Source organism: Paenibacillus sp. R-74696, from assembly GCF_055814915.1.
In genome coordinates, this window is the sequence record NZ_JBPULM010000034.1 from 14,877 (window position 1) to 30,040 (window position 15,164).

The 15,164-nt window shown below is 45.3% G+C and carries 16 protein-coding genes; 14 read left to right on the forward strand and 2 right to left on the reverse strand.

Features of this window, described 5'->3' with window-relative positions; all coding sequences use genetic code 11:
• The first annotated feature begins 14 nt into the window (after positions 1 to 14).
• The 8 genes from ACSR9A_RS16915 (at position 15) to ACSR9A_RS16950 (ending at position 6,509) form a co-directional block, all read left to right on the forward strand.
• On the forward strand, positions 15 to 1,334 hold the full coding sequence (locus ACSR9A_RS16915; protein ID WP_473758459.1) for a methionine gamma-lyase family protein: 1,320 nt from the start codon (positions 15 to 17) through the stop codon (positions 1,332 to 1,334).
• Positions 1,335 to 1,393: 59 nt separating this feature from the next.
• A complete protein-coding gene (locus ACSR9A_RS16920; RefSeq protein WP_473758460.1) occupies positions 1,394 to 1,804 on the forward strand; it encodes a MerR family transcriptional regulator in 411 nt (136 codons plus the stop codon).
• A 48-nt stretch (positions 1,805 to 1,852) separates the two neighbouring features.
• A complete protein-coding gene (gene glnA, locus ACSR9A_RS16925; RefSeq protein WP_473758462.1) occupies positions 1,853 to 3,181 on the forward strand; it encodes a type I glutamate--ammonia ligase in 1,329 nt (442 codons plus the stop codon).
• A gap of 378 nt (positions 3,182 to 3,559) precedes the next feature.
• Positions 3,560 to 4,279, forward strand: a complete 720-nt coding sequence (locus ACSR9A_RS16930) for a hypothetical protein (protein WP_473758463.1) — start codon at positions 3,560 to 3,562, stop codon at positions 4,277 to 4,279.
• The gene (locus ACSR9A_RS16935; protein ID WP_473758464.1) at positions 4,224 to 4,733 is read left to right on the forward strand and encodes an accessory gene regulator B family protein; all 510 of its coding nucleotides are present in this window, start codon (positions 4,224 to 4,226) and stop codon (positions 4,731 to 4,733) included. Before ACSR9A_RS16930 ends, ACSR9A_RS16935 begins: the two co-directional genes overlap by 56 nt.
• Complete coding sequence (locus tag ACSR9A_RS16940; RefSeq protein WP_341277886.1) at positions 4,711 to 4,836, forward strand: hypothetical protein; 126 nt, start codon at positions 4,711 to 4,713, stop codon at positions 4,834 to 4,836. Before ACSR9A_RS16935 ends, ACSR9A_RS16940 begins: the two co-directional genes overlap by 23 nt.
• Before the next feature lie 12 nt (positions 4,837 to 4,848).
• Entirely contained in the window at positions 4,849 to 5,220 is a 372-nt protein-coding gene (locus tag ACSR9A_RS16945; protein ID WP_341277885.1) for a dipeptidyl aminopeptidase, read from the forward strand.
• Positions 5,221 to 5,834: 614 nt separating this feature from the next.
• Positions 5,835 to 6,509, forward strand: a complete 675-nt coding sequence (locus tag ACSR9A_RS16950) for a restriction endonuclease (RefSeq protein ID WP_473758466.1) — start codon at positions 5,835 to 5,837, stop codon at positions 6,507 to 6,509.
• A gap of 121 nt (positions 6,510 to 6,630) precedes the next feature.
• Here ACSR9A_RS16950 and lexA read toward each other — a convergent pair whose 3' ends face one another.
• On the reverse strand, positions 6,631 to 7,251 hold the full coding sequence (gene lexA, locus ACSR9A_RS16955; protein ID WP_046232543.1) for a transcriptional repressor LexA: 621 nt from the start codon (positions 7,249 to 7,251) through the stop codon (positions 6,631 to 6,633).
• A gap of 235 nt (positions 7,252 to 7,486) precedes the next feature.
• Here lexA and ACSR9A_RS16960 point away from each other — a divergent pair, with 235 nt between their 5' ends.
• From ACSR9A_RS16960 to ACSR9A_RS16980, 5 genes are all read left to right on the forward strand, one after another.
• Positions 7,487 to 7,867, forward strand: coding sequence for a LysM peptidoglycan-binding domain-containing protein (locus ACSR9A_RS16960; protein WP_473758468.1), 381 nt, complete (start codon positions 7,487 to 7,489; stop codon positions 7,865 to 7,867).
• Positions 7,868 to 8,225: 358 nt separating this feature from the next.
• Positions 8,226 to 8,429: a DUF896 domain-containing protein gene (locus ACSR9A_RS16965; RefSeq protein ID WP_341277883.1), complete on the forward strand. Its 204-nt coding sequence runs from the start codon at positions 8,226 to 8,228 to the stop codon at positions 8,427 to 8,429.
• Between the two features lie 30 nt (positions 8,430 to 8,459).
• The gene (locus ACSR9A_RS16970) at positions 8,460 to 9,446 is read left to right on the forward strand and encodes an aldo/keto reductase (protein ID WP_473758469.1); all 987 of its coding nucleotides are present in this window, start codon (positions 8,460 to 8,462) and stop codon (positions 9,444 to 9,446) included.
• Between the two features lie 105 nt (positions 9,447 to 9,551).
• Complete coding sequence (locus tag ACSR9A_RS16975; RefSeq protein WP_341277881.1) at positions 9,552 to 10,058, forward strand: hypothetical protein; 507 nt, start codon at positions 9,552 to 9,554, stop codon at positions 10,056 to 10,058.
• 24 nt (positions 10,059 to 10,082) lie between these two features.
• Entirely contained in the window at positions 10,083 to 10,868 is a 786-nt protein-coding gene (locus ACSR9A_RS16980) for an HAD family hydrolase (RefSeq protein ID WP_473758471.1), read from the forward strand.
• Positions 10,869 to 10,981: 113 nt separating this feature from the next.
• Here the strand turns inward: ACSR9A_RS16980 and ACSR9A_RS16985 are convergent, their stop codons facing one another.
• Positions 10,982 to 11,524 (reverse strand): 1,2-dihydroxy-3-keto-5-methylthiopentene dioxygenase, encoded by a 543-nt coding sequence (locus tag ACSR9A_RS16985; RefSeq protein WP_473758473.1) that lies wholly within the window; start codon positions 11,522 to 11,524, stop codon positions 10,982 to 10,984.
• Between the two features lie 181 nt (positions 11,525 to 11,705).
• Here ACSR9A_RS16985 and metH point away from each other — a divergent pair, with 181 nt between their 5' ends.
• Positions 11,706 to 15,128, forward strand: a complete 3,423-nt coding sequence (metH, locus tag ACSR9A_RS16990) for a methionine synthase (protein ID WP_473758591.1) — start codon at positions 11,706 to 11,708, stop codon at positions 15,126 to 15,128.
• Positions 15,129 to 15,164: the final 36 nt, after the last annotated feature.

The following is a 15,164-nucleotide window of genomic DNA, read 5'->3' on the forward strand; positions in this document are numbered from 1 at the left end:
AGACTACAGCAGCAATGAACGGAAATAGCGGAGTTGACAATGGACTGAATGGCAATGAAGAAGATTTGGTATGGAAACGGCTTGAGGAGCTTGCTGAGGAAGCAGAGGAGCTTGCAAGCGATCGGATGAAGGCGGTTGACCGCATTGCAGAACGAAATCAATGGAAGGTCATTCAGGCATTCCAGAAGCATCGAGTAAGCGATTATCATTTTAGCGGCTCAACTGGCTATGGCTATAATGACCGTGGGCGTGAAGTGCTTGATTTGGTATATGCCGATATTTTCGGTGCAGAGGCGGCGCTCGTTCGCCCTCATTTTGTGTCGGGAACACATACGATTAGCTGCGCCTTATTTGGGGTATTAAGACCAGGAGACGAACTTTTGTATGTGACGGGCACGCCATATGATACGCTGCATAAAGTCATCGGCAAGCCGGGCGATGGAAAGGGCTCCTTGCAGGATTTTGGCATCCAATACAATGAGGTGGCTCTGCTGGAAGACGGAGGACTTGACTGGACAGGAATTGAAGCAGCCATTACAGCGCAAACTAAAGTAATCGGCATTCAGCGCTCTCGCGGCTACAGCTGGCGTGCTTCTTTTACTGTGCAGCAAATTGGTGAAATAACGAGCCGCGTCAAGCAGATTAAGCCTGATGTGCTGGTGTTTGTGGACAATTGCTATGGTGAATTTACCGAGCTTTTGGAGCCGACCCAGGTTGGCGTTGATATAATGGCAGGTTCATTGATTAAAAATCCTGGAGGCGGTCTTGCCTCGACTGGCGGTTATATTGCCGGTACATATGCGGCAGTCGAGGCGGCGGCTTATCGCTTGACTGCTCCGGGCATTGGTGGCGAGGTAGGCGCCATGCTGGGGACGCTTCGTTCGATTTACCAAGGGCTGTTTCTAGCCCCTCACTTAGTGGGACAAGCAGTTAAAGGCAGCGTGCTCGCATCGGCTTTATTCACGCAGCTTGGATTTGATACGCAGCCTCACTGGGATACGCCGCGAACGGATTTAATTCAAGCTGTCAAATTTGGCAGCGCGGAGCATCTGATTGCTTTTGTACAGGGTATTCAACAGGCAGCGGCAGTTGACTCCCATGTTACACCAGAGCCATGGGACATGCCCGGATATGAACATCCTGTCATAATGGCGGCAGGAACGTTTATTCAAGGCGGAAGCCTTGAGTTATCTGCAGATGCGCCAATTCGCGAGCCTTATATCGCTTACATGCAGGGTGGGCTTACGTTTGCCCATGCGAAATACGGTATTTTGACGGCATTGAAGCGTCTTGTTGTTGAAGGATTAATTGTAATTAAACCTCACACAACTTGACACTTCCTTGGTAGGACGTTAAAATAGATGTAAATGAGCGACTGGAAGGTTGATGTGATATGGCTGACGAGATACGTAGAAATATGGCCTTATTTCCAATAGGCATTGTAATGAAGCTTACTGATTTAACAGCCCGCCAAATTCGTTATTACGAGCAGCATGATTTGATAGTACCGGCTAGGACGGCTGGGAACCAGCGATTGTTTTCTTTTAATGATGTAGAACGGCTGCTGGAAATTAAAGCTTTAATTGAAAAGGGCGTCAACATAGCTGGAATCAAGCAGGTTATGAATCCGGTTTCCAAAGAATCCGAAGATGCGACTATTGTTAGTGAGCAATCGGAGGTTACGCGTAAGGAACTGTCTGATGCCCAGCTTCACCGCATGCTCAAGCAGCAGCTATTGGAGAAACGGCCTGGTCAGGCCTCGCTTATACAGGGTCAGCTATCGCGTTTCTTGCACAAGCGCTAGGATGCAATCGTACCATTATAATCAAGCAAACAAGGGAGATGACTTTTAGTGAGCTATACTAAAGTGGATATCAAGAGAATTGCCGAGGAACAAAACGTAAGATTCATCCGCCTTCAATTTACAGATTTGCTGGGAACGATTAAAAACGTTGAAATTCCAATGAGCCAGTTGGATAAAGCGCTTGATAATAAAATGATGTTTGACGGCTCTTCCATCGAAGGTTATGTGCGTATTGAAGAATCTGACATGTACCTTTACCCTGATTTAGATACATGGGTTGTATTCCCATGGGTTGCACAAGATCGTGTAGCTCGTCTGATCTGTGATATTTATATGCCTGACGGCACACCGTTCGCAGGGGACCCGCGTGGTATTCTGAAACGTGCGCTGAAGGAAGCGGAAGAAATGGGTTATACGGCGATGAACGTAGGTCCTGAACCGGAATTTTTCCTGTTCAAAACCGATGAGCGCGGCGAGCCTACAATGGAACTGAATGACCAAGGCGGATATTTTGACCTTGCTCCTATGGATTTGGGCGAAAACTGTCGCCGTGAAATCGTATTGACGCTTGAGGAAATGGGCTTTGAAATCGAAGCATCTCACCACGAGGTTGCTCCAGGACAGCATGAAATTGATTTTAAATATGCAGATGCAATTAAAGCCGCTGACCAAATTCAAACGTTCAAGCTCGTTGTTAAAACGATTGCGAGAGAGCATGGCTTGCACGCTACATTTATGCCTAAGCCGCTGTTCGGCGTGAACGGATCGGGCATGCACTGTCACCAATCGCTGTTCCAAGGCAGCACCAACGTATTTTATGATGAGAGCGACAAGCTGGGCCTTAGCGCAACTGCTCGTTATTATATGGCAGGTATTTTGGAGCATGCTCGCGCAATGGCTGCTATTACGAATCCGACAATCAACTCGTACAAGCGTCTTGTACCCGGTTATGAAGCACCTTGCTATGTGGCATGGTCTGCAAGCAACCGTTCGCCAATGATCCGTATTCCGGCTTCAAGAGGACTGAGCACGCGCGTTGAAGTGCGTAACCCAGACCCTGCAGCTAATCCATATTTGGCACTAGCCGTTATGCTGAAAGCTGGCCTGGATGGCATCAAGAACAAAACGACTCTTCCAGCTCCAACAGACCGCAACATCTACATTATGACTGAGGAAGAGCGTATTGAATCCGGTGTGCCAAGCTTGCCGGTTGATCTTAAGGAAGCGTTGGACGAGCTGCTCCGCAGCGATGTTATCTGCAGTGCGCTCGGAGAGCACGCTTTGGCTCACTTCTACGAGCTGAAAGAAATTGAGTGGGACATGTACAAGACGCAAGTCCACCAGTGGGAAAGAGATCAATATTTGACATTGTTCTAGAAGGTGGAATCCCTTTGGACTCCCTGATTGTGAGACGGGGATCAAAACACCTTGAAAGATTAAGCAGCCAGTTGCCGGGAATCTTCCGGTGACTGGTTCTTTATTTCTATTCCATTGAGGCATTATCAGTGGGTATTTCCTGTAGGGAGATGCTTATGGTAATGCCTTTTCCCTTTACCGTAGATCGGCAGGTATGAGATATATTTATGCTAATATGATCACAACTATGGAGCTGTCTTTCGAGATGTATGAAATGATCGTGTACATTCGTAGAACATTAAAATTCTGTCTTGCCAACAGAGTTGGGTCATGCAATGATGAATGTATTAAAATTAAAAACCGAAATTCAAAATAAAATAAAAGATGGTGGCGCCATAAATGGAGACAGCGAGTTATCTGCTTTTTAGCATATTGGATGCAATTGCGATGGTTGTATTGATGATTAAATCGTACAGGCAGCCACTTGCAGCATATAAATGGAATATCCTTTTCATATGTGTTGGAGTCGCCTGTTGGTCATATGTCGTCCGGGTTGTTCTTGGCTTATCTCCCTACATAGATATATTTGGGCAATTTTTAATCTTTGCAGCGTTTTTTCGGTATTCTCTTAAAATCAGACTTGTTTATTCTGGTTTGATGGTAGCAGTAGGATATGCTGCCTATGTATGCATACAGTTTCCGATCTATTTTGCTGTGACTGCACTAGGTGTTAGCGATGTTGTTGCTCAAAATACGGGAGGCAACGGGGTTATTGCGATTCAATTTTTCACAGATGCCGCTTCGTTGATGGTCGGATGGCTACTATCATTGTTTAATTACGGATTTACTTTCATTGTCATTCCTCCGCATGACTTAAGCCGCAAGGAGAAGCTATTCACCGGAACGAATGGAATGCTTGCCGTATCCACATTGGCTGCAGTGGCAATAATCACGACATCCTTATATTTGACCGTTCATTACGATGCAGCCTTGTACGCGTACCCCTTGGTATTATTGATACTTGGCACCCTGTATTTCCTCTCTAGAAGGAGGGAATCAGAAGATGATAGAATTTATATCACAAAAAATGGCGCTATTTATAAAAAGGTTAGATCCTAAAGGCGACGTGTCTGTAGAAGTGATGGCATTTTCTTTGGGGAATCGGATTTGTTCTGCGACTATAATCGTAGTCACATTGATAATTGGAATTGCAACAGAATCTTTTATACCGTCATTAATCGGTCTAGTGGCTTTTTGGATACTTAGAAAGTTTACTGGTGGCTTTCATTTCAAGTCTCTTACAACGTGTGTGGTTGTCTCAACTTTTCTTTTATCTATTATTCCACATATTGTCTTAAGTGGCACGGTCATGATAATATTGATATTGTTGAGTTTAACGTTATTGATTTGCTGGAGTGGAGGCAGTGAAAGGAATTTACCTTTGTTGCTCATTTTGTCAAATATATTTTTTCAATCAGATGTTATTGCGTTAGCTTTCTTCGCTCAGATGGTATTGGTAATTATTCATCAAAGGGATGGAGGTGTTGAATATGATGCAAAAATTAGCGCGTAAAATTGCAGAGAAACTGCAAAAAGACGCTGAACGTTCCGTCGCAACTGGAAACCGGAAAGGGTTCATTGGGGCTCAACCAATCCCGAAAGAACTTCGTAAGTAGAGTGATTATCATATGGATCTAACGACTGAGATTTTAGGACAACGAATTTACGATGGGGAAATCGATGGAGAGCAATTTGATACATTCAAATTAGGTGAAGTTTTTTTTGTAGATATATTTCAGCCCAAAAAAAACTATCATATTCCGAGATTCCATACCACTAAGGGCCTTTTTACATTTATAACGACACTAGAAGCATGTAAACAAATATTTTTGCCACTGGGATTTGTTGCACTGGATGTTAACAACCTCGTGAACGTACAGCATATTATAGAGGTTACTAAAACATTTTACGCCATAACTGCGCATTTCGAAGGTGGTTACACAGCAAATGTAGCTAAGGGGAAATTGCCTTTAGTAGAACATTTACTAAAAAAGAGCTAAATCCAGAAATGGGTTAGCTCTTTTTTAATACACATTTTCATTATTATGTCAATAAAAATCGGCACTAGTATCGAACGTGTAAGTAATTCGACAAAAAACGACAAAAAATATAAGTATCCTGTGTTATATTAAAAATGTAAAACAGAGGGAAACGAATATCATTATAGAGACAGAGATATTAAGCAGCAATGATCGAGTTCCATGCAGCGGGGAGATAAAGCCGCATTATATCTCGTCTCACAGTTCAGCGAACGGGAACTAGTTTCACTTCGCTATACTGTTGAGTGCGGAATGCCGAGCTCTTCCTCGCTGGGTTCGATCAGATTCACAGCATCGAATGAATGTATGATGAAACAATAGCATAAGTAGTTCCCATAACCGAATGTAACTTCGGAGAAGGCTGACGCAAGCATTACTGATGTAGATATCAGTAGTACTCGCGTCAGCCTTTTTATATGTAGTTAGTTATTGATTCGACACTACTGATGGTGATGAAAAAAAGTTAAATGAAGTGAGTAGACTGAAGATTTTTATAGAATTTTTATAATTAGGTACAATTTCCTATTATGTTTGCCGATATAAGGTATATTATGTTGAGCGAAGGGGTTCTAAATATGGCAAAACGTAGAAGGAAGAAAGAGGAATTGGACCCGGTACAAGCATTTGTGCTGCTTCTTATGATGATATATGCAATTGTAGCAATATCCATCGCTCGCAAACGTAACGAACAGCTTAAACGCTCCGGTATCGCAGAAATAGATAAGATGGAGGGCCGACAGTTTGAGAAATATCTTGGACATCTTCTAGAGGCTCATGGCTACAGGGTAACAGTGACGCAGGCAGCAGGTGATTTCGGGGCAGATCTTGTTATAACAAAAGATGCACAAAGGGTGGTTGTTCAAGCTAAACGTTATAGTAAAAATGTTGGAATTAAGGCCGTTCAAGAAGCACAGGCTTCTATCGCACATTATTCGGCAAGTGAGGCATGGGTCATTTCCAATAGTGGATATACTGAAGCTGCAGTCACATTAGCCAAATCAAATGCGGTTCGGCTTATTGATCGAGCAGAGCTCATTGAAATGATTTTGAAGATCAAAGCCGATTCATCGATTCCAATACCACATGCCAACACAGAACAAAACAATACAGAGAAAATGATTATGAAGCAAATAAGAAAAGGTGTAGAATGTGCAAAATGTGGACAGCCATTAGTTCGTCGTAAAAGTGCACGTGGAGAGTTTTTGGGTTGTTCAAGTTTTCCTAAGTGTCGTCATACCGAAGCAGTCTGAGTAGGAAGATCGAGAGCTGGAAAAAATCCTCTGCCTAAATAAAAAAGCTGCATCCAGCCCGTTTCTTATACGGGCAAGGATGCAGCTTTCTTCATGTATGAAGAGTATGAAATATAAACGATTAATGGAAATCCCGGAACAAGCCAATGACTTTGCCTAAAATCGTAACATTCTTCAGGCGAATAGGTTCCATTGTTACGTTCTCAGGTTGGAGACGGATATGATCCTTCTCGCGGTAGAAGGTTTTGACCGTTGCTTCATCGTGCTCTGTCATAGCGACCACAATATCACCGTTAGTAGCGGTTTGCTGCTGGCGCACAATAACGTAGTCGCCGTTATGTATGCCTGCTTCAATCATGCTCTCTCCAATGACATTAAGAATGAATACATCATCATCACCTACATAATGGGAAGAGATTGGGAAATATTCTTCAATATTCTCGGTAGCGGTAATCGGCACACCTGCAGTAACTTTACCGACGATCGGTACATGGGTAACAGCAGGGCGTATAATTCCGTCGACATCTTCCTGGTCCAAAATCTCGATAGCACGTGGCTTAGTCGGATCGCGGCGGATAAGTCCTTTCTTCTCCAGACGGTCCAGATGACCATGTACGGTTGAGCTTGAAGCAAGTCCAACTGCTTCTCCAATTTCACGTACGGAAGGCGGATAACCCTTCTCGCGAACTTCGTTCTTTATAAATTCCAGAATCGACTGCTGGCGATTGGAAGCTTTGGACAACATGATCACTCCAGTTCACGCACTCCATGATGAGTGCGACAAGATTTTTGATTGAAACTTTGATTCAGGCACTGCATTCGAAGCGCAATATGAGTATTTATTTCTCAAATTATAACATGGAACCGCCGTTCGTACAAACATAAGTTCCTAAAAACAAAAGTTCGCATTGTATGTTGACCACAAACAAATGTTCGTGTTAATATCAAAACAGAACAAACGTTTGGGAGTGAGGGCAATGATCATTTATCCAGAATCCTATCAATCTATTTTTTCAGAGAAAGCGCCTGTTAAGGTGGCAAAGATGAAATCTCAAATCAACATGGCTGCAGTTAGCAACTACGCTTTGAAGTTGGCAGTGTGTTTGGCCCTGTTTATTGTATTGTTTTCTGGTTTTTTATTGGTGCGTACAGAAGCTTCAGTGAATCATGTTGCACCAGCGTCTGCTGGAGAGCAGACGGTAGTAGTCGCACAAGGCGATACATTATGGGAGATTGCACGTAAATATTCGGACAGTTCTGATGATATACGTTGGTCCGTCTTTCAAATACGGGAGCGCAACCAGCTGTCGTCACCAGATATATGGCCTGGGCAGAAGCTGGTCATTCCTTCGTCCTAGTGTCGTTAAGCAACATATCTCTATGGTATAGAATTGTATAGAACGGTGTCTGCTTGATAGAAATCATATAGCTGAACTTTGGAACTCAGAAAGTGCCAATACGCTATCTAAAATACAGAATAGATCGGAACAATGATAGCATTATCGTTGTACGATCTATTCTGTATTTAATTATACACCCATTTTCTTGAAATATAGGAAAGTATATGATTTTCTCATCCTTTCTCTATATTTCTCGGACTGAAACGCGCTGCGCCGCCAAAGGACGGCGACAGCCGTTTCACCTTGACAACAGCGTATTGGTAATGTCAAAGTAGAAAGAGTTTGGGAAAAGTACAGCAAGTGAGGTGAGCAACCAATGGAAGAGCTTATTGCAAGAATTAATGAATTATCCCGTAAAAATAAAACGATCGGTTTGACGCCCGAGGAACTGACGGAACGGGCTGAGCTGCGCAGTAAATATATGGAGCAGTTTAAAAGTAATTTTCGCCAGCAGCTTGATACGATTAAGTTCGTAGAAGATGAAGAGAATGAAGCGGAAGACGAGAAGCCACAGCATTAATCATCTTAATGGGAGAGGCGGGCTTTATTTATGAAATACCAATTGCTTGGACGTAGTGGACTGGCTGTTTCTGAACTTTGTCTTGGAACAATGACGTTTGGCAATACAACGAATGAACAGGATTCGCTTGAAATGATCAATCGTTTTGTGGAACGAGGCGGTAATTTTTTAGATACGGCTAACGTTTATGTAAGCGGACGCTCTGAAGAGATTGTTGGGAAAGCCATTAAAGGGCGTCGTTCGGAGATGGTCGTTGCGACGAAAGTTAGAATGACAACATCGCCTGATATTAATGGAGTAGGCTTGTCCCGCAAGCATATTATGGACGGCGTTGAAGCGAGCCTTAAGCGACTGCAAACCGACTACATTGACTTGTATCAGGTTCATGTATGGGATCATGCTACACCGATTGAAGAGACGCTGCGGACGCTCGATGACCTTGTCACATCAGGCAAGGTGCGTTATATCGGCTGCTCCAACTTTTTTGCGTGGCAGCTTATGAAATCCTTAGCTTGGAGCGATGCTAATCGTTATGTACGCTTTGTTTCGCTGCAGCCTCAATATAGCCTTGTCAGCCGTCAGATGGATCGCGAAATGATGTCGCTTTGTCTGGAAGAAAACGTGGGTGTTATACCATGGGCTCCGCTTGGTGGCGGTTTTCTGACGGGCAGGTATGATCGCACTGAGCCGACGGAGGGCAGATTGACTAGCAAAGTAGGCGAAAGCGCTTGGGCAAATCGGGCAAGTGAGCACAATTTTGCTGTTTTGGATGCTGTAGTAGCGGCTGCCAAGGAGCTTGATAAAACACCTGCTCAAGTTTCATTAAATTGGCTGCTGCAGAGGGAAGGCATTACGTCCCCAATCTTTGGAGCCAGTACGCTTGCACAATATGAGGATAATATGGGAGCTGTCGGCTGGTCGATGCCAGAAGAGGTATGGAATCGTCTGGACGATGTCAGTGCGCTTGCCGAAGACTATCCGAATCGTTTTATTGCAAAATTCAAACGCCCGTTTTAACAGAGTGCAGTGAAAGCTATAGATAAACAGTGTCAGTCTGCATCACTTGTCAAACTATATCGATAAAGCTTGATTTTGTGAGGCAGCAAATAAGGAGGAACGATTTTGTCACGTACATGGGAGCGCAAAGTGCGCCGAAATACGAATCAAATTAACAAAAATCGCAAAAAACAAGGCGGTCCGAGCTTTAAGCCTGCTGGACCCCAGTCAGATCGTTTTGTTGGCCGCAGCTATATTGCGCCGATTTTGCTCCTACTGTTTATTGCCATGTACGTTATTCTTGCACAAATGGACCCGCAATTTAAATTCGACACCTTGCTGGGTGTGACGATTGGCTGTTATGTATTTCTGGCAATTGTGTTTTTCCTGCGGCGCCCGTATATTACAATCGGTAAAAACTATGTTCAAACTCGCAAGCTGACCGGCGACAAGCGTCTAGGTGCAGAAGCGATCAAGACGATTCGCGTACAGCCTGGCTATGTGTCGATTGAACCGCAAAAAGGGTCGACGTGGGCTTTTTCACGAGCATTTCATCGGTATCCAACGGATGAAATCAGCGCGAAATTAGAGCAGTTTGCCAAAGAAAACGGCATAACATACGAACAAAAATAAATCGACCAGGAGAGTCTGTGAACAATGGCAAAGCTAGCGGTATTATTTGATTTGGATGACACGCTGCTATGGGATGACCGCAGTGTGCAAGAAGCATTTGATGCGACCTGTCAAGCAGGTGCGGAAGCAGCGGGCGTAGATGCGGTAGAGTTGGAGGAAGCTGTCCGCAAGGAGGCTCGCAGCCTATATGAATCGTATGAAACGTTCCCTTTTACGAAAATGATCGGAATTAATCCTTTCGAAGGCCTATGGGCCAACTTCCGTGAGGGAGAGCAGGAAGAGTTCAGAAAGCTGGAGCAGCTTGCACCAACTTATCGTCGTGAAGCATGGACGAAAGGACTTAAAGCACTTGGCGTTGACGATCAAGAGCTTGGTGCCAGACTGGCTGAGCAGTTTCCAGCAGAGCGTAGAGCGCGCCCGATCGTTTATGATGAAACGTTCCGACTGCTAGATGCGCTAAAGGGCAAATATAAGCTGCTGCTGCTGACGAACGGTTCTCCGGATTTGCAGCAGGAGAAGCTTACAGGCGTTCCACAGCTTGCTCCTTATTTTGATCACATCATTATTTCTGGCGCTTTCGGAGAAGGCAAGCCGGCAGCTTCGATTTTCCGCCATGCGCTGGAGAACCTGGGCATTGAACCGGAGCAGGGCGTTATGGTTGGGGACAAATTGACAACGGATATTCTGGGTGCTAATACGATTGGAATGGATTCGGTATGGATTAATCGCCATGGCGCTGTTCGCTCGGATGAAATTGTGCCTACATATGAAATCAAGCATTTAGAGGAATTGCTGCCGCTGCTGGGGTAATCGCATATACTCGCGCCATTGCTGCTGCATAAGCATAAAAAGAAGCCCCTTGGTCCATTGGAAATGGCTCAAGGGGCTTCTGCATATAATGACGAAAATCAATAATGATATAATCAAGCTTTTGAGAAAGCAGGGTCTTCGAACGGGTGGGCAATCCAGCCTTCTGTTTCAATAAACAGGCGAACAGCAACGATTTGGCGGTTGTCCATCAAAGTAAAGAAGTGAGGAATCGTTTCTGGAACCGAAATAACGTCTCCAGCTTCCAGCTCAACGTCGAAATAACCGACTTCTTCGCTGCCTTTAATAATAAAGATGCCGCGTCCGGCTGTAATTGCGCGTACTTCATCTTCCGTGTGCGTATGCACTTGCTCAAAACGTTTCAGAATATCATCAAGACCTGGTGTAGCGTCTGAAAGGGCAACGATATCCCATGTTTTGTAACCGCGACGCTGGGCAAGCTCACGAATTTCAACATCGTAAGTAGCGAGAATTTCCGCTTTCTCTTCATCGGATAATACAAATTTATCTTGCAGATGGCCTGGCAACTTGCTAGCATCCCAGTGTTCATAAAGGACTTCTTGGCTTTCCAAAAACGCGCGAACGTTCTGCTCGCCCGATATTCTTTCCTCAGTATTGCGAATTTTAATCTCAGCCATCACAATTCCCTCTTTTCCTATTGAAATTAAATGTTATATTAAATATATACTGATTATAATGCAAAATCAGTGGATTGTCGATTGCAATTGCTTTTCACATTGCGACGATTCTGTTAAACTGAACTTTAGTGATTTTCACAGGAAGGGTGCACAAAAATTGTCGAAACCAACCATACAAGAAATGATGCAAAAGCGGATATTGATTTTGGACGGCGCAATGGGAACGATGATTCAGCAGGCTGATCTTACCGAGGATGATTTTGGCGGCGAGGATATGGATGGCTGTAATGAAATACTCGTGTTGACGCGTCCTGATGTCATCCGTACTATACATGAACAATATTTAGAGGCAGGCACGGACATTTTGGAAACGAATACGTTCGGAGCTACAAGCGTCGTACTGGCTGAATACGATATACCTGAAAAGGCGCGCGAAATTAATCTTGCTGCGGCAAAAATTGCCCGTGAAGCGGCGGATAAATATTCGACACCTGAGCATCCGCGTTATGTGGCAGGGGCGCTTGGTCCGACGACGAAGACGCTTTCCGTAACAGGCGGGGTTACTTTTGAAGAGCTTGTAGACAGCTACTACGAGCAAGTTGTTGCGCTCATGGAGGCGGATGTAGATGCGCTGCTTCTGGAAACATCACAGGATACGCTTAATGTGAAAGCGGGCAGCATCGGCATTCGCAATGCATTTGAGACGATGGGACGCGAGCTTCCGATTATGATTTCGGGAACGATTGAGCCTATGGGAACGACGCTGGCCGGTCAAAGCATTGAATCCTTCTACATTTCGCTTGAGCATTTGAAGCCAATATCCATGGGGCTGAACTGTGCGACGGGCCCTGAGTTTATGCGTGACCATATTCGTACCTTAAGCGAAATTGCCAATTCGGCAGTCAGCTGTTATCCGAATGCAGGCCTGCCGGATGAGAACGGGAATTATCATGAGTCCCCGGAATCGCTGGCGAAAAAAATGTCTGCTTTTGCCGAGCAGGGCTGGCTGAACATTGCTGGCGGCTGCTGCGGTACGACGCCGGAACATATCCGCGCACTTGTCGAGACGATGGCGAAATATCCGCCGCGTACCAAATATGGTGAGCATCCTGCAGCGGTATCCGGCATTGATACCGTCTATATTGAGCCTGAAAACCGCCCGATTATGATTGGGGAGCGCACGAATATTTCCGGCTCGCGGAAGTTCAAGCGTCTCATTAAGGAAGAGAAGTTTGACGAAGCTTCGGAAATTGCCAGAGCGCAAGTAAAAGGCGGAGCCCATGTTATTGACATTAACTTGCAGGATACGGATATTGATGAAGCGTACGCCGTTCATAATTTTTTACCGCAAGTCGTCAAGAAGATTAAAGTGCCGCTCATGCTCGATTCAACCTACGATCATATTATCGAGCTGGGCCTCAAATATTCGCAAGGCAAAGCAATCATTAACTCCATTAACCTGGAGGATGGCGAAGCCAAGTTTGAAAAGATTCTTCCCCTTATCCATCAATATGGTGCAGCAGTCGTCATGATTTTAATTGATGAGCGCGGTCAGGCGGTTAGCCGAGAAGCGAAGCTCGAAGTAGCAGAGCGTTCTTATAATTTGCTAGTGGATAAATACGGAATGAATCCAGAGGATATTATTTTTGACCCGAATATGTTCCCGGTTGGCTCTGGCGACCCGCAATATATTGGCTCTGCAGTGGAGACGATTGAGGGTATTAAGCTAATCAAAGAAAAATATCCGCTAGCCAAAACTATTCTTGGTCTCAGCAACATTTCATTCGGTTTGCCGGATGCGGGCCGCGAGGTGCTTAACTCGGTTTATTTGTACCATTGCACAAAAGCGGGACTCGATTATGCGATTGTGAACACCGAGAAGCTGGAGCGATACGCTTCGATTCCTGAAGAGGAGCGCAGACTGGCGGAGGAATTGATTTTTAATACGACGGATGAGACGCTGGCTGCTTTCGTTGCTGCCTTCCGCGAGAAGAAAGTGGTCAAGAAGGAGAAGATCTCCAACCTGTCGCTCGAGGAAAGACTCGGTTCCTATGTCGTTGAAGGCACGAAGGAAGGGCTGCTTCCTGACCTGGATTTGGCGCTTGCCAAATATACGGCGCTGGAGGTCATTAATGGACCGCTCATGCGGGGGATGGAAGAGGTCGGCAGACTGTTTAATAATAATGAGCTGATTGTGGCAGAGGTACTGCAAAGCGCAGAGGTCATGAAAGCTTCGGTTGCTCATTTGGAGCAGTTTATGGAGAAGGATGAATCGTCCGTAAAAGGGAAAATTATATTGGCGACGGTAAAAGGCGATGTGCATGATATCGGCAAAAACCTCGTTGAGATTATTTTGTCCAACAACGGTTACAAAATTATAAATCTCGGCATTAAAGTACCGCCTGAGAAGCTTATAGAAGCTTACCGCAATGAGAAGGCAGATGCGATTGGCCTGTCGGGCTTGCTCGTTAAATCGGCGCAGCAGATGGTCATTACGGCTCAGGATATGCGCAGTGCAGGCATTGACGCGCCGATTCTTGTCGGTGGTGCGGCGTTGACCCGGAAATTTACGAAGACGCGGATTGGTCCGGAATATGACGGCTTGGTGCTGTACGCCAAGGATGCAATGGACGGGCTTGATATTGCCAATAAGCTGATGGATAAGAACCACCGTCAACGGATGGAAGATGAAATGGCCGAATACAAAGCATCGGGCGGCGAAGAAGAGGTTCAAAGTAAAGAGCTGCCAAAGCTTACCCGGATCGAGCGTTCGAAAATTTCTGTAGACGCTCCTGTGTACATTCCACCTGATTTGGATCGCCATATTTTGCGCGATGTTCCGCTGCCGCATATTATTCCTTATATCAATATGCAAATGCTGCTCGGTCATCATCTTGGTCTGAAGGGCAATGTGGAAAACCTGCTGAAGGAAAAGAACGAGAAGGCGGTTCATCTCAAAGAAACGGTTGACAACATTTTGCATGAAGGAACGACGAACGGGATTTTGAAGGCTAACGGCATGTACCGCTTCTTCCCGGCGCAGTCCTCAGGCAACGATATTATTATTTACGATGCTAAAGATCAGACGAAGGAAATCAAACGCTTCACCTTCCCGCGCCAGCAGGTAGAGCCATTCCTTTGTTTGGCTGATTTCCTGAAGCCGGTAGATAGCGGCATCATGGATTATGTTGGATTCCTCGTCGTAACGGCTGGCGAAGGTATTCGTGATTTGGCAGGGCAATGGAAGGATCAAGGCGACTACTTGCGTTCGCACGCGCTGCAATCGGTGGCGCTTGAGGTGGCTGAAGGGCTCGCTGAGCGCGTCCACCATATGATGCGGGATATTTGGGGCTACCCGGATCCGCATACGATGACGATGAAGCAGCGCCACGGCGCACGTTATCAAGGGATTCGCGTATCGTTTGGCTATCCGGCCTGTCCGGATCTGGAAGATCAAGGCCCATTGTTCGAGCTGATGAAGCCGGAGGATATTGGGGTTGAGTTGACAGAGGGCTTTATGATGGAGCCGGAAGCATCGGTATCTGCGATGGTATTTTCCCATCCGGAAGCGCAATATTTTAACGTTGAAAAGGTTGAGCGTTAGGAGCATAAATAGCAACATGAATAGCAGGGAGAGCCT

Excerpts from the sequence above, each read along its gene's own strand:
- ACSR9A_RS16980 (WP_473758471.1), top strand. The coding sequence starts at position 10,083 with ATGGCAAAGCTAGCGGTATTATTTGATTTGGATGACACGCTGCTATGG.
- ACSR9A_RS16950 (WP_473758466.1), top strand. The coding sequence starts at position 5,835 with ATGGCAAAACGTAGAAGGAAGAAAGAGGAATTGGACCCGGTACAAGCA.
- ACSR9A_RS16920 (WP_473758460.1), top strand. The coding sequence starts at position 1,394 with ATGGCTGACGAGATACGTAGAAATATGGCCTTATTTCCAATAGGCATT.
- ACSR9A_RS16935 (WP_473758464.1), top strand. The coding sequence starts at position 4,224 with ATGATAGAATTTATATCACAAAAAATGGCGCTATTTATAAAAAGGTTA.
- ACSR9A_RS16945 (WP_341277885.1), top strand. The coding sequence starts at position 4,849 with ATGGATCTAACGACTGAGATTTTAGGACAACGAATTTACGATGGGGAA.
- ACSR9A_RS16940 (WP_341277886.1), top strand. The coding sequence starts at position 4,711 with ATGATGCAAAAATTAGCGCGTAAAATTGCAGAGAAACTGCAAAAAGAC.
- metH (WP_473758591.1), top strand. The coding sequence starts at position 11,706 with ATGATGCAAAAGCGGATATTGATTTTGGACGGCGCAATGGGAACGATG.
- ACSR9A_RS16960 (WP_473758468.1), top strand. The coding sequence starts at position 7,487 with ATGATCATTTATCCAGAATCCTATCAATCTATTTTTTCAGAGAAAGCG.
- ACSR9A_RS16930 (WP_473758463.1), top strand. The coding sequence starts at position 3,560 with ATGGAGACAGCGAGTTATCTGCTTTTTAGCATATTGGATGCAATTGCG.
- ACSR9A_RS16970 (WP_473758469.1), top strand. The coding sequence starts at position 8,460 with ATGAAATACCAATTGCTTGGACGTAGTGGACTGGCTGTTTCTGAACTT.
- ACSR9A_RS16965 (WP_341277883.1), top strand. The coding sequence starts at position 8,226 with ATGGAAGAGCTTATTGCAAGAATTAATGAATTATCCCGTAAAAATAAA.
- ACSR9A_RS16985 (WP_473758473.1), bottom strand. The coding sequence starts at position 11,524 with ATGGCTGAGATTAAAATTCGCAATACTGAGGAAAGAATATCGGGCGAG.
- ACSR9A_RS16915 (WP_473758459.1), top strand. The coding sequence starts at position 15 with ATGAACGGAAATAGCGGAGTTGACAATGGACTGAATGGCAATGAAGAA.